Annotated in this window: 13 protein-coding genes and 1 pseudogene; 3 read left to right on the forward strand and 11 right to left on the reverse strand. The window is 42.9% G+C overall.

The window, feature by feature from the left end:
• Window positions 1-163: 163 nt before the first annotated feature.
• From V7K85_RS27770 to V7K85_RS27785, 4 genes are all read right to left on the reverse strand, one after another.
• Complete coding sequence (locus V7K85_RS27770; RefSeq protein WP_334818555.1) at window positions 164-931, reverse strand: ChaB family protein; 768 nt, start codon at window positions 929-931, stop codon at window positions 164-166.
• A 161-nt stretch (window positions 932-1,092) separates the two neighbouring features.
• On the reverse strand, window positions 1,093-1,632 hold the full coding sequence (locus tag V7K85_RS27775; protein ID WP_334818557.1) for a Dps family protein: 540 nt from the start codon (window positions 1,630-1,632) through the stop codon (window positions 1,093-1,095).
• 387 nt (window positions 1,633-2,019) lie between these two features.
• The gene (locus tag V7K85_RS27780) at window positions 2,020-2,376 is read right to left on the reverse strand and encodes a hypothetical protein (RefSeq protein WP_334818558.1); all 357 of its coding nucleotides are present in this window, start codon (window positions 2,374-2,376) and stop codon (window positions 2,020-2,022) included.
• Between the two features lie 742 nt (window positions 2,377-3,118).
• Window positions 3,119-4,219, reverse strand: coding sequence for a glutamate--cysteine ligase (locus V7K85_RS27785; RefSeq protein ID WP_334818560.1), 1,101 nt, complete (start codon window positions 4,217-4,219; stop codon window positions 3,119-3,121).
• Window positions 4,220-4,657: 438 nt separating this feature from the next.
• Between V7K85_RS27785 and V7K85_RS27790 the strand changes: the two genes are divergently transcribed.
• The 3 genes and pseudogenes from V7K85_RS27790 to obgE all read left to right on the forward strand — a co-directional run bounded on the left by V7K85_RS27790 (window position 4,658) and on the right by obgE (window position 6,937).
• Entirely contained in the window at window positions 4,658-5,335 is a 678-nt protein-coding gene (locus V7K85_RS27790; RefSeq protein ID WP_334818562.1) for a Mo-dependent nitrogenase C-terminal domain-containing protein, read from the forward strand.
• 33 nt (window positions 5,336-5,368) lie between these two features.
• Window positions 5,369-5,741 (forward strand): annotated as a pseudogene (locus V7K85_RS27795) (four helix bundle protein).
• Between the two features lie 167 nt (window positions 5,742-5,908).
• Complete coding sequence (gene obgE / locus V7K85_RS27800) at window positions 5,909-6,937, forward strand: GTPase ObgE (RefSeq protein ID WP_334818566.1); 1,029 nt, start codon at window positions 5,909-5,911, stop codon at window positions 6,935-6,937.
• Window positions 6,938-6,952: 15 nt separating this feature from the next.
• Here the strand turns inward: obgE and V7K85_RS27805 are convergent, their stop codons facing one another.
• From V7K85_RS27805 to V7K85_RS27835, 7 genes are all read right to left on the reverse strand, one after another.
• Window positions 6,953-9,781, reverse strand: a complete 2,829-nt coding sequence (locus V7K85_RS27805; protein WP_334818568.1) for a PAS domain S-box protein — start codon at window positions 9,779-9,781, stop codon at window positions 6,953-6,955.
• Between the two features lie 367 nt (window positions 9,782-10,148).
• A complete protein-coding gene (locus V7K85_RS27810; RefSeq protein WP_334818570.1) occupies window positions 10,149-11,339 on the reverse strand; it encodes a tyrosine-type recombinase/integrase in 1,191 nt (396 codons plus the stop codon).
• A 120-nt stretch (window positions 11,340-11,459) separates the two neighbouring features.
• The gene (locus V7K85_RS27815) at window positions 11,460-11,861 is read right to left on the reverse strand and encodes a hypothetical protein (RefSeq protein WP_334818572.1); all 402 of its coding nucleotides are present in this window, start codon (window positions 11,859-11,861) and stop codon (window positions 11,460-11,462) included.
• 293 nt (window positions 11,862-12,154) lie between these two features.
• Complete coding sequence (locus V7K85_RS27820) at window positions 12,155-12,838, reverse strand: hypothetical protein (protein WP_334818574.1); 684 nt, start codon at window positions 12,836-12,838, stop codon at window positions 12,155-12,157.
• A 118-nt stretch (window positions 12,839-12,956) separates the two neighbouring features.
• Window positions 12,957-13,319 carry a hypothetical protein gene (locus V7K85_RS27825; RefSeq protein ID WP_334818576.1) on the reverse strand — a complete coding sequence of 121 codons (363 nt, stop codon included), beginning with the start codon at window positions 13,317-13,319 and terminating at the stop codon, window positions 12,957-12,959.
• Window positions 13,309-13,431: a hypothetical protein gene (locus V7K85_RS27830; protein WP_257798110.1), complete on the reverse strand. Its 123-nt coding sequence runs from the start codon at window positions 13,429-13,431 to the stop codon at window positions 13,309-13,311. The genes V7K85_RS27825 and V7K85_RS27830 overlap by 11 nt, the downstream gene beginning before the upstream one ends.
• Entirely contained in the window at window positions 13,428-13,643 is a 216-nt protein-coding gene (locus tag V7K85_RS27835; RefSeq protein WP_334818578.1) for a hypothetical protein, read from the reverse strand. The genes V7K85_RS27830 and V7K85_RS27835 overlap by 4 nt, the downstream gene beginning before the upstream one ends.
• Window position 13,644 lies beyond the last annotated feature (1 nt).

Raw genomic sequence — 13,644 nt, forward strand, 5'->3', positions numbered from 1 at the left:
GAGGATTTGGAACCGCACACCAACGCGGACTAAGATAATATATGTATATATGTCGCAGAGAACATAGCTTATTGATAGGGGTGTACACATGTGCACCCCTAAAGCGTGGGATTACTAATTACCAACAACACGCAAAGATATATAATTGCTGACACGCAGTAGTTTAAGCTTTGACTTTGGCTTTTGACCAGACACCATTTTCATCTTCATCATATTGCTGGTGAACAGTCTCCCAAGCAGCTTGTTCAGCCGTAAATTCGTCACTTTTCTCATTGAGTACAGTGTTATAGCGCTCAATGAATGTACTCTGAGCTTCATCAGAAAGATGAGCGCGAACCTCAGGAGACAAGTCCTCTGGGCTGTTGCATTGTCCAGGACAAGGGCGAGCAAAGATTTTTTCAATTGTGTGAATTTCTTCGCCACTAGCACTTTCAAGCAGCAATTGAAATTCGCCAGCGCGATCGCTCGGAACTTCTGCCATCAATAAGAACTCGCCAGCTTGTAAGCGGGTTTGGTAGATAGTCGCTTTATCTTCTGGCATCCCCAAAGTAGTTAGAACCGATACTAGACCGGCACCTGCACTACCTGCGATCGCTCCACTGGCAGCCCCCAACAGCACCGCACCAATAGGCCCTGCTGCCACGATTGAGCCGACAAAAGGAATAAACAATACGCCTACACCCGTGAGCAAGCTGAGGAAGGAACCAAACAAGGAACCAAAAACTGCCCCTGTTCTCAAACCTCCCAGAATCACATCTTTTTTAGTAATAAAGCCAGCGATTCTAGTTTCCGACTGGAAGTTTCTGCCCATGACCGAAATATGATCTCTAGGCACACCCCTGTCTAGTAAACGTCGAATCACATCATCAATTTGCTTCTGTTCTTTAAATACAGCAGAAATAGTACGTTCTGCTTTATACACTTCTGGCACTTAAATACTCCTGGTCTTATGTTGTTTTGCAATGAATATGGTCAAGAGGTAGAGGCAGGCAGATTAGTTATTTCACACGAATTGAGGGAGGAATAAATCCCCCCTCAACTCACTACACAGACTGTCCCTCAAATCAGAGGTTCTGTCTTTATACTCTTAAGCTACACACCTACAGGTGTCTTAGCTCCCGCTGCTGGCTGTCTACCATCTGCGTCTAGTGCTTCCCCTTCAATAAATGAACGCAGCATCCAAGCTATTTCCTCATGCTGTTCCAGCAGTCCAGTTAAAAAGTCAGCAGTTCCCTGATCGTGGAACTTTTCACCACACTGATCCACATGATCCCTTAAATTCCGAATAACCTGCTCGTGATCGTCCACTAGATTAGCTACCATCCCTGTTGATGTGGGAACACTACCAGCATGTTCCTTCAGGGAAGCAATCTTGAGAAATCCTTCCAATGTGCCAACTGGGAAACCGCCCAAAGCACGAACTCGCTCTGCCAAAGCATCAATATTTAGAGTCAGCTTTTGGTAGTGTTCTTCCCAAAGCTGGTGCAAAGAGCGGAACTGAGGGCCAACGACATCCCAGTGGTACTTTTTGGTCTTCACCAACAGTAGATAGGCATCTGCCAAATCTTGATTCAACAGATTAATTACACCTTGACGCTGTTCTTCTGTCAAACCAATGTTTATCGAACGCATTGTTTTCCATCCCTAAGCAAACTTATTCATTAATTTATCAAATTTTCCACATAATCCACATCAACCAAAAGAAATATTGTAGGTTGAAATTAATTATTACATCCATAATCTTACCTATGCCTTAATAGGTAGTATTAAGGCAGTAATCTCGTAATTAGCGAACTTTATTTATTTTTTTAATTAGAACAATAAAAATATTAAATATAATTATAAATCAAGACATCTGTAATCAAAACTATTTAAACGCAATTTTCCCAAAAATGCTCAGGCTGAACATATTTTTATACTTAATTGAAGTTGCTAGCTTAACATTACTATTTAGTGATGGGTCACTGCTTTTACGCAATCACCCATTACTACCGAAAAATTACCAACCAATTATTTTTGTTACTTACCTGTAACTTTCTCCAAAAAACTCTTTACTTTGTCTTCTGCTGAGGTTGCACCCTGTGAATTATCAGGACGCTTCTGCTTGTCAATATCAGCAGCTCCCTGAACCTCATTGAGTCCTTCGTTTGACTTCTTTTGAACTTCTTTCAGTCCAGCTGGTGGCTCTTTAGCGGCTTTGTCAGTTTCGTTTTGAATACCAAGCAGTTGTGTAGTAGCTTCGGTCGGGTCACTTTGGTTGCTTTCGATTGCAAAAGCAGGAAAAGCACTAGATAACAATAGTAAGGCACAAGTAAAAGCTACAACTAGAAAACGTGCTGGACGTAACATAGATAAAACAGAAGCAATAATTTTCATTTGAAATCCTCGATAACAGCTTTAACAACACAAAACTTTTACTTAAAGAGCGGAGCTTATACCTTTATTTGGCACATTTGAGCAATAATAAAACTAGCAAGCTACGCTTTAATCTTGAAGTTTGTTTTTTTAAAACGAACCGGAGAAGAAATTGTCTTGATATTTCTGCATTGAATTAGTAAGGGATAATAAGCAAGTCCCACCTTAATTCATTAGCAAAAATATTACATTTCGTATTTGACATTTCTTTTCTCAAAGTTCCCTGTTTCTACTTTTACTTTGAAAACGCTAAAGCCTGCATCAATCTCTAGAATGAAATTTCCGGGATCTGTATTAACAATAAAATCAGTCTCTAGGTATATCGACTTAATCTAGTTTTGGCAGGTTAATGGCTCTACTATAGCAATCCTAAATCATTCGTGAGAAATTTTGAAACAATTGGGCGAATAGAATTCGCTACTAGACAAACTCTCGTCCACCTCCGTGGACTTCATAAAAACAACCTGCAAAGGCAGGTTTAGGCTGTGTAGCCGCGATTTTTAATCGCCAGGGCTGAATAAAATTTTACTTTGATATTTGATGTTTAATCTACGTATTTTCTGACGATTAAATTCGGATTGCTATATATATCTTCAGTTAGCTCGACTTTATCGAATCAAACCTTAGAACTCCACTCTTTTGCTCCTCTGCCCCCTATTCCCCCTCTTCGCTGCCTCTTAAGAGTCCCCATTCACAATTTTCTCTAAACTTGATAAGTCTGCCTTATTACCTCTTCTATTGAACTTAGACGATGGAACATTTCTATTAGTTCATGGGATTTTGTTTTTCGCTTCGCCAGCAGCACTTTTAACGGCGTTAAATAATCAACATCTGGGTCATCTTTCAAGGCAATTTCGGCTGCTTGCAAGACTTTTGTCGCCTTCCCAAAAATATCCTCGTTGTCAAACCCTTCTTTTGCAGAAAGTTGGTGTAATTCTGCATTGGGTACAGTTGCTCTACCCAGCAAGGTTTCATCTAACACCAAACCTTTCAACAATGTCAGCAAAGCCGCATAGATGGAAAAATCATCACAACTATCACAAGCCTTAAATTCAATGCGTCCTACTTCAGCCGGAATGCGGGCGATTTTTGTCAAAGAAGGTATGCTATTAATCAGTTGTTCCTGTTTCTGAACAAAAACCAGAGCTGCTGGTCTTTTTCCGGTTCTGATAAACGTTCGTACCGATAGCCCATCCCATAAACCTCCGTGATAAAAAGGGGAACTATAACTAAAAGGGACGATATAAGGACTGTAATAAGTTAACTTTCTGCCAATATCAATCACACCTTCAGTAGACAAATCTGCCACTGAAATATTTAAGTCTGGGCCGTATGTCACCATGTGAATGTTAGCAGTTTGTTCGTCAGGATCAGCCTCTAGCTGTCTGATTTCATAATCGTTTAATGGGGGTTGAGGCTCAAAAACCGGATTGTAAGGATTAAAACTGACCAAAACTGGTGATAAACCAAAGTTAGCAGCAACCTCACGTAGCAAGTGAAAACTTTCTGATAATTCAGTAATAGCGCCTTGAATATCAGAATGTATAGTTGTTCTAATTTCGATACCTTTAGCATGACAGTCTATTACCTTGTCGGAATCTGCAAATCTTTCAAAACCCTCAATATACCATCTCTTCATCTTAATACCCGCATCCCCGACGCGCAGTTGAGGATAGTCACTGGGGTATGTAGGTAGCTTTTCAATAATTTGATTGAAATCCGCAAACTTGGTGTGGGAAAAATCAGCAAACTTTCCTTCATTGTTCAAGAAAGCGACTTCATGCTCAATGCCAAATGAAAACATTATGTATACCTAATTGCTTATAGTTAACCTAATCTAACTAATGCCAAGCCATACGAATTCCACAGAGGAGGAAGTAACATCAGTAAACGATTCATTAGAGAAAAACGTCGGCATATTTAGCTGGTAGGTTCGCATGCTTACAAACTTCCATCACTTTGTAGCGCGAATTCCAATCTTGAATCTTATGAATATTTGAGATACCCCAATCAAATTCAGTTTAAGTAGAAAATATTATCAAGATTACTCTCAGATGGATTTTACCCTAAGACCGACTGTTGCGATTTGATAAACTTCTCTGGTTTATGGCTGTATGCAGCGATGCCTACGGCTGGCTACGCCTACGCGCTTTCTTAATTTTTCTGTGCTGTCCCTACCATCTTCATAGTCACTGGGTAGGCTAGCTTAGTAGTGACTGACGAAAGCTTGAGACGTGAGTTTATGACAAGTACCGTTCAATCCCCCTACAGCAGCCAACAGATTGCCGCTTGGTTGCGTGGACTGCTCACCATTGCTTGGGCAGATGGTAATTTTGATGCTCAAGAACAGGAATTAATTGCCAGCATCACCAAAGATGAATTAGCTTTTGGGATTAAATGGGACTTACTAGAGGTAATTACGCCAGAGGAATTAGCCGCAGTGTTGGGTAAAAGTACTCCAGCAGCGGAAAATTTCTTAAGGACAGCAGTGATGGTAGCGATCGCAGATGGTACTTATTCTCGCAGCGAAGATCAGCTTCTGCACCAGTTCTGCCAAGCCTTGGAAGAGCCAGAGAATTTCCTGGAAGCCCTTCGCTACACCTTGGAACACCCAGAGCAAATTAACTTAACAATCCCCAGCCCTGGACTTACAAAGCGTCAAATTAAGGCACTACACCCCCTGCGTGACTGGCTCGATAGGCTAGATATCCAAGACCCAAGAGTCGCCCGCTTTTTGTGTAAAATGATTCCCTCCCAGTGTCCCTTTGAACGGGATGTCACCCTATTTGGACGCAAGATTGTCCACATCCCACCGATGTGTAAAATTAACCCGTTGTATGAGCAACTGGTGGGCTTACGTTTCCGCGCCCTCTCCTGTCTGGCAGATAAATGCGGTGAAGATGTTTCACCATATATTTAGTCATTAGTCATTAGTCATTAGTTAAGAAGGATAATGTCAAGTAGGAGGTTTCAAGAATTACGAGTTTATCAATTGGCAGAACGATTAGCTGATGACATCTGGAAAATTGTTAATGGATGGGAGTCATTGCCACAAGATACAGTAGGTAAACAGATTATTCGTTCAGCCGATAGTATTGGTGCCAACATAGCAGAAGGAGTAGGACGAGGGAGTTATCAAGACAATCGACGATTTATCAGAATAGCAAGAGGATCTCTATATGAAACTCAACACTGGCTAAGACGAGCATATAGCCGTAATCTGTTAACAGAGCAACAGGTAGATGCACTCAAGAGCTAATCATTAATGACCTAGCACCTCAATAAACGCCTACCTAAAATCAATTGGCAATATTCCAGATGACTAATGACTAATGACCAATGACCAATGACCAAATAGACATCTCCAGAAAAGAATGTAGAGACGCGAAATTTCGCGTCTCTACAAGGGTTTGAGTGAACGCATAATTAATTATTCACCAGATGTCTAATGACCAATGACCAATGACCAATGACCAATGACCAATGACTAATTATGCAATTTATCGACCAAGCAGAAATTGAAGTTGAAGCCGGTAAGGGCGGCGATGGTATTGTCGCCTTCCGGCGAGAGAAGTACGTGCCGACTGGTGGCCCCTCTGGTGGTAATGGGGGACGAGGCGGTTCGGTATTTTTCGTTGCCGATGAAAACCTGCAAACCTTGCTGGACTTCAGATACAATCATCGCTTTCAGGCAGAAAAAGGTACTCGTGGTGGGCCAAATAACTGCACTGGAGCAGCAGGAAAGGATTTGATCATCGAAGTTCCCTGTGGTACAACCATTTATGATGCTGAAACTGGCGAATTACTGGGGGATTTAATTAAGCCTAAACAGACTTTGCGGATTGCCCAAGGTGGAAAAGGCGGACTAGGAAATCAGCATTTCTTGAGTAACCGTAACCGCGCCCCAGAATATGCCCTCCCAGGATTACCAGGGGAAATAAAGCAGCTACGCCTGGAGTTAAAACTTTTGGCAGAAGTGGGGATTATTGGCTTACCAAATGCTGGTAAATCCACTCTAATTTCATCTTTATCAGCGGCACGTCCAAAAATCGCAGACTACCCCTTCACTACCCTGATCCCAAATTTAGGTGTAGTGCGGAAACCTACTGGTGATGGTACTGTTTTCGCCGACATTCCCGGACTGATTGAGGGAGCAGCTCACGGGGCAGGGCTGGGACATGATTTCTTGCGCCATATCGAGCGCACGCGAGTGCTACTTCACTTGATTGATGCAACTAGCGATGATGTTGTTGCGGACTATAACACAATTAAGCAAGAATTACAAGCTTATGGACGGGGTTTAGCAGAACGCCCGCAAATTTTGGCACTGAACAAAATTGATGCAATTGATCGGGAAACTGTTGATTTGGAGGCGTTAGCTATCCAACTTAATCATCTTTCCTACGCTCCGGTTTTTGTGATTTCAGCGGTTACCCGCACTGGCTTAGATCCGATGTTACAGGAAATTTGGGGAATTCTCGACCAAATGAAGGTTGCCCAAGAAGTTGAGGTATTTAGCTGACGAAATAATTACGAATTATGTTGACGTATGTTGAATCAGGGGAATCTTAATCATAAACTCAGCGCCTTGTCCTGGCTGCGAAATACATTCTAAGGAACCGCCATGTCTTTTTGTAATGATTTGGTAGCTGATGGCAAGCCCCATTCCCGTACCTTTGCCAATGGGCTTGGTGGTAAAGAAGGGGTCAAATAGTTGTTTTTTAACATCTTCTGGTATTCCCAATCCGTTGTCGGCAATCCTAATTGTTACCTGATTTTGCTCTTGTAGTTGAGTGCGAATGCAAATTTGCGGGGAAGTCATTTGCTCTACCCTACGGGCGTTTTCCCAAAGGATAGGACAAATGACGAATGACTCTTCCAAGGCATCGATCGCATTTGTCAAAATATTCATGAATACTTGGTTTAGCTGCCCAGCGTAACATTGAACCAGCGGTAATTTGCCGTATTCTTTGATTATTTCAATTGTCGGACGTTGGTCATTACCCTTGAGACGATTTTGCAAAATCATAAGAGTACTGTCGATTCCCTCATGGATATCAACAGCTTTCATTTCGGCTTCATCTAAGCGCGAAAAAGTTCGCAGGGAAAGCACAATCTCCCGAATGCGGTCTGCCCCAACTTTCATCGAGCTGATTATTTGTGGCAAATCTGATTTCAAAAAGTCCAGTTCGATTAGTTCTGTAAAATCCTCAATTTCTGGCACAGGTTGGGGATAATGACTTTGGTAGAGTTGCAAAAGTGAAAGTAAATCTTGGGTGTATTCCTTGGCTGGGTTGAGGTTGCCATAGATAAAATTGACCGGGTTGTTGATTTCGTGTGCCACTCCTGCGACTAGTTGACCTAAGCTGGACATCTTTTCACTTTGAATTAAGTGAGTCTGGGTGTGTTGAAGTTGGCGGAATGCTTTTTTGAGGTCTTGAGCTTGTTGTCGTAGTTGCGCTTCCGACTTTAGCAGTGCTTCCTTGGCTTGTCTACGTTCTGTGATGTCCCTAACAACAGCTACCCGACAGAAAGGCTCTCCTGTTTCAGGATGTTTAACCATAAACAGGCTGCAATCAGTGGGAATTTCTATACCCGTTTGAAAATGTCTATGGCGAAACTCGCCTTGCCAGAAACCATGTTGAAATATCAAAGGAGTAATTTTTTGCTGAAACTCTGCAAAAGCTTCTGGTGAATAAAAATCAACCAATGATTTGGTTTTGGCTGCTTCCAGGCTACTAAGTCCCACCATCTTCAGTCCGGCAGGATTCAGATAGAGAATTCGCCCTTCGATTGAAGCAATGCCAATAAAGTCGCTGCTGTTTTCAATCAACGCGACAAATTTTTGCTGTTCCTCTTCAGCTCGTTTGCGTTCTGTGATGTCTAACACCATTGAGGCAACGCCAATAACCTGGCCATCAGGAGTCACTAACGGGTTGTTATACCACTCCCCGACTATCGTCCTACCATCTTTAGTGACGTTCTCGTTAACACTAAAACTCCCTCCTCCTTGTGTTAATAGGGCGGTGATAATCTCATTTACGTGCTTTCTGGCGTTTTCAGGTACTATGATCTCAAAAGGATTCCCCAGCATTTCCTCTGTGGTGTATCCAAAGATTCTTTCTGCTGCCCGATTCCATGTCTGAACCTGAAAGTTGGTATTCCATTCAATAATTGCTAAAGGTGTTTGTTCAATCAGCAATGCCAGTCTTTGCTGTGAAGCCCTAAGTTCTGCCTCCGCTTGCTTGTATTCGGTAATGTCGCGAAAATACCAAATCCTACCGTAATAGTCTCCTAAAGGTGATGTCTCATTACAAGCTCCTTGGTGTTTACGCACAGGTGCAGAATAGCGGTCAAAAATCTTTCCAGACTTCAGGAAAATTTCATCACGGCTGCTTTCCTCTGGATGCTGGTAAAGATACTCCACCTTAGCCAGAAATTCGTCTGGATTGATTAGTTGATCTAGTACCCATCCCAGGAGTTGGCGATCGTCGCGTGTTTGGAGCAGTGCCGCAGGAATTTGCCACAACTGGGACAATTTCTGATTGAATGATGCAATTGTACGATTTTCATCAATAATCAGAATTCCGTCGATGGAAGCTTCTTGTTGAGCTTGGAGTATAGCATTAGTGCGCTGTAGCTCTTTCTCTGCTTGTCGGTCTTGATGCAGTCCGGCTTGCTGTTCGCTAATGTCGCAAAGCAACCAACGCCAGCCGACCCACTGACCCTGTGAATCATACATAGCAACCATCCTGATCCGAGTAGGAAAGGCTGTACCTCCTCGTGGCTGTAGGTAGACTTCCCAATCCTGCACCTGCTGCAAATTTGCCAGTTGGGTCATGAAGGTTTGGCGGTCTGGTTCTTGCAGGGTTTCCCGAAGTGCGAGGCACTTTTGCATAAGTTCAGTAAGATCAGTAACTCTGCCAGTCACACCTAAAACTTTCCCGGCTTCATTCTGTAAAATGATGTCTCGAATACTACCTACTAGAAATTTATTACCAGTCTCATCCTCAAAGCAAGACTTTTTTGTAGAGATGAGATGGGTTATACCCTGAGCATCGGTAAAAAGATCCTGGTTCTCATTAGTAATATTTGCAGTAAAAACCAGTTCATCTTTTTGCCAGAACACATCAGCTTCTGCTTGAGGAAAAAAATCATCGTCTGACTTCCCAATTAATTCTTCTCGGCTATGACCTATGAAATCACAGTAGGCGTCGTTAAGTAGTATCCAGCGATGTTGACGGTCTTTGACAAAAATTGGGTCAGATATGCTGTTAATCATCTGATGCAGAAACGCTGGGGAGAAGTTTTGCTGCTGCGTATTTTGTTTTTGCGCGGAGTTATCTAAAAATCTGGGATGGTTCATACCCGAATTTATGTCTAAAATCGAGCTAAACAAAAGCTGTTTAGCTCCGTGTGTGTAAGTATAAGTAGTATTTATTATTCCCAAACTAAATACGGTTGCAACAACCAAACCAATCTCTAACTTTTAGTGTTTCTAGGGGATTGGGGACTATGAAGATTTTCTTCTCTGCGGAAACAAAGACGCACTAGCGAGCGCATTCATCAACTGTGGCGCGGCTTTTTTGATTAGCATGATTGATACAAATACTTAAAAGCCTTGCTTGGTCGTAAAAAAACGGAGTTAGACTAGAATCACAGGGAAAAGGTTTGAAGCAAGGTTGAATAACCTTTTAGAGAATTTTTGGTTAAGCCTGCTACTCATTTGCTACTCAAAAATCTGGGCATTCAAAATCGACTATTTCGGGGTGGCAGTAGTACTTTAATACCGTCTGTACTGTGTCGCCAATGAGATTTGCAACCTTATCAACAGATAGTCCACTGGTAATGGCCCACGTTGCAAAAGTATGGCGTGTTGCATAAGGCTTGAGATAAGGCACTTTGCCCTGAGTAGCCAATTCCATAACTACTCCAAGGTAAAGGTAGCTTTTACCGTGAGATTTCGCACGGTCTTGCTTCCAAAAAAGAATGAAGGTATCGCTATTAATTGGCTTTCCTGTTTTTGATGAAAAAATTAATTCTGTGGGTTTTGCATCCGTCGGTTTAATGTCTATAAGTAGCTGATGCAGCTTAGAATCTTCTTGAACGGAAAACACGCGCTGTTTGCCGTTTTTTGTGCCTTTTTTGATGCCTTTGAAATTTTGTGATTTATTGATACTTATGCGGCGATAGTCCGGGCTGATGTCACCCCAGGTCAAAGCAAATGCTTCACCAGGTCTTGCCCCAGTCCAAAAAAGAAATTTTACTAACGGAGCATGGCGTTGATGAAGTGCATGTTGCTCGAATGGCTCAATAATCAAGTCTCTCTGATCTAAGGTAAAAGCTTTGCAGTCCCTAGATTTGATTTTGGGCTTTTGGACTTGAAGTTTCTCAAAAGGATTGTATGTGATTAGCTCTGAGTCGCAGGCCCATTTGCAGCAGCGGCTATAATCCGTCAGGTTTGCCCACGCTGTAAAGTGCGAAAAGTGAGCCAGCAACCAATCCCGTATTTTAGGAGCTTCATTCAGATTTCGGGTAGGCGATCGCCTAATCATGTTTGCAATCTTCCTGTATCTACCCAAAATCGTAGTCTGTTCCAATTGGGAGGATTGAAACTCAGTAAATTTATCCCAAAGTTGCTCTAAATCCAGTTGCTGTTTAGGTTTTAGTTTTTGAAAATCCACAGATGCAGGGTCAATTTGTTTTGTGGCTTTGAACTGGTAACTGTTAAGGGTGGGGTCAAACCGACCCAACGCGATATCAGTAGTGATCGCGTCTCTCTTGGATCTGACAATTTCCCGATTGCGCTTAGTATCCTTTAGCCCAGTGCTGATAAAAAATTGCTTGGTAAATCCTTTGACCCAGAAACGAATAACTAGCTTTTTTGTCCGAGAGTCGGAGCTAATCCACTGATCTTCAGTCACGATTTTTCCGTGTTAGTAATATCTTCAAAAGTTAAATAGATTCTGCTTTCCAATTGCTTAGGTGGTCGGCATGGGTAAGGTGGGGATTTTTCTATTAGTCTCAGCCCATTGCCTTCGGCACTAAATTTTCCCCGTGCCCCAGCACTCAGGGCAACTAACAGTTTCTTCGTAGGCGTCTAATTCTTCCTGTGTCAGTGGCTTGCTTTGTTCTTCTGGTTTTCTATCAATGTCTTTTACGATTGCTACCAGCAAAGCTTCTTTATTTTCGGTACTGACATTAGCTTTGATTCCTTTGACTGTCTTAACTAATTGATTGCTGCGCTTGCACATATCTTTAAAATCTGGGTGTTCGCACTTGGTTGTTTCTCCTTTCATATCGTTAAGAATGGACATAGCAATATGTCTGATGAAATAAAGCCTTTCACCTTTGTTTAAATTCTCTAGAGTTATGCCGTGATGTTCTGCTATTTGCTTCAATACCGCATCGAAGGAGACAATTTGATTTTCAAATGATTGAGTCATTATAATCCCCGAAAAATTGGAATTTTTGAGTTTTTAAAAAGTTGTCTATAGTTGCCAAAAACCGCTCTGGGGGCAATTTCTAGCGTCTATAGCTAAGTTTTTGGCAAAAAACAATTGTAGATAGTGTAGATAGTGTAGACAGCGTTATCAGTGGCTATCGGCGATGTATTGAGCGATGCCTGCGGCGGGCGTAGCCATCGCACTTCCACTTAAGCACTGCTTATTTAATAGGTAATTGACCCTCGTTAGCATTGCCTACAGCCTGTAGACGGACTGTAGGCAAACTGTAGACATTATTTTGACCACCTCCAGCCAAGGCGATCGCCACTATCTACCACTTCCCCAACTCCCCTGTCAGCCATAGAAACGAAGAAAATCCGTATTTCATCTGGCTGCATATTGTCAAATAACCGCGTAGCCCGACTAAAATGAGCGGCCTTTAAAACCTGACCTGGGTGCTGTTGACCCCAGTCAAGGATAAATTGCTCGAACTCATTCATGGTTGTAGGCTGCGATTGCACCTCATCTCCCCCGGTGGAGTTTTCCACCTGCACCGTCGCTCCGGTTCCCCAGTTGCTCAAATCAAGCTCACAGGGGCAGTCATCGACCATAAACCGCTTCTTGCCACCAGCTTTCAACCACTGCTCTAACTGAGGATCTTTAAGTTTAGTCCTGGCGTAGTCGCGCCCAAACTGCCCTAATCTCACTAAACAGAAGCAGCTGTAAAGGGTGTCTTTGTCACCTTGCAACCCAAAGTTCTCTGCGGTGTCGTTTTGGCCCAGCGCACAAATGAACTGTTTATATCGCCTGCCCCGTTTGGCGTGGCGTTTTATCCAGTGGGGGGAATTTCCGCACTCGTCCACCAAAATGGGGAATTCCTCTGCGATCATGAATCGTTCTCGACCAGCGATCGCGTTATCTCCCCCCTCTTTGCGCAGTTCTACAAGCTCCTCTAAGGTTTTAAGGTCATTACCCATCGCGGTGTCGATGGCTTTGAAATTTCCTTTACGACCTTAGCGGCATCCTTGGCTAAGTCTTGCGGACACCAGGCATCTGTCAAAACGTTAACAATCGCTTGCTCGATATCTTTTTTGCTCATGACCCCAGTAATACCCCCGCAAATACTAGTCCAAGGCGAATCAGCAAGATAGGTTGAATCTCTGGAATCGTTTCTCTGAGATAACAAGCGATAACGCCTGATAACACCACCACACCCATTACTCCCCAGCGAATAAAGTTAGGGAGGGGAAGCGACACCCAACAGCTGGTCAAAAGGGCGGGAATTGCTACAGATGTAGTGATATCAAAAGCCATGTCTGGCAGATTGTCTGGGAGGGCGATCGCACTTATCCATCCCTTTTTGAATTTCTCCAACTGTGATAATTCAACTGTGCTGTTTAGTGGGGAATAACCGCTGCTGCTCGGAACCTCAACGACAATTTTTTGCTCATCTGCCATACTGCACCTCGATTTTCAGGTAGAAAGGGCGATCACTCTGCTGCTTGCACAGTGCGGCGATCGCAATTACTAGAGCGGCTATGGTGCAAATAAGAATGATTGCTTGATTCACTCCTCCTTTTGGCGTATAGCTTTCCAGGTTTCGGGGTAAGTTTTCTTGCTCAGACGCCGAATCTCTACTTGAACTTCTGGCGGTTGTTTCTTTAAGTCCTCAGACATCGTTATAGCCGCTATAAGCCAAGGGGAAGATGTGTTATTCTCAGTCATTGCTTTTCCCCCAATCGCTGTACAAGCCGTAGCCGCTGGTTTCGGTAAGACGGTCATT

It is taken from the genome of Nostoc sp. (assembly GCF_036917615.1).
Lineage (GTDB): Bacteria > Cyanobacteriota > Cyanobacteriia > Cyanobacteriales > Nostocaceae > Nostoc.

Bases quoted from the DNA above. Each gene is read 5' to 3' on its own strand.
- V7K85_RS27775 (WP_334818557.1), bottom strand. From the start codon at position 1,632: ATGCGTTCGATAAACATTGGTTTGACAGAAGAACAGCGTCAAGGTGTA.
- V7K85_RS27780 (WP_334818558.1), bottom strand. From the start codon at position 2,376: ATGAAAATTATTGCTTCTGTTTTATCTATGTTACGTCCAGCACGTTTT.
- V7K85_RS27785 (WP_334818560.1), bottom strand. From the start codon at position 4,219: ATGTTTTCATTTGGCATTGAGCATGAAGTCGCTTTCTTGAACAATGAA.
- V7K85_RS27790 (WP_334818562.1), top strand. From the start codon at position 4,658: ATGACAAGTACCGTTCAATCCCCCTACAGCAGCCAACAGATTGCCGCT.
- obgE (WP_334818566.1), top strand. From the start codon at position 5,909: ATGCAATTTATCGACCAAGCAGAAATTGAAGTTGAAGCCGGTAAGGGC.
- V7K85_RS27805 (WP_334818568.1), bottom strand. From the start codon at position 9,781: ATGAACCATCCCAGATTTTTAGATAACTCCGCGCAAAAACAAAATACG.
- V7K85_RS27815 (WP_334818572.1), bottom strand. From the start codon at position 11,861: ATGACTCAATCATTTGAAAATCAAATTGTCTCCTTCGATGCGGTATTG.
- V7K85_RS27820 (WP_334818574.1), bottom strand. From the start codon at position 12,838: ATGGGTAATGACCTTAAAACCTTAGAGGAGCTTGTAGAACTGCGCAAA.
- V7K85_RS27825 (WP_334818576.1), bottom strand. From the start codon at position 13,319: ATGGCAGATGAGCAAAAAATTGTCGTTGAGGTTCCGAGCAGCAGCGGT.
- V7K85_RS27835 (WP_334818578.1), bottom strand. From the start codon at position 13,643: ATGACCGTCTTACCGAAACCAGCGGCTACGGCTTGTACAGCGATTGGG.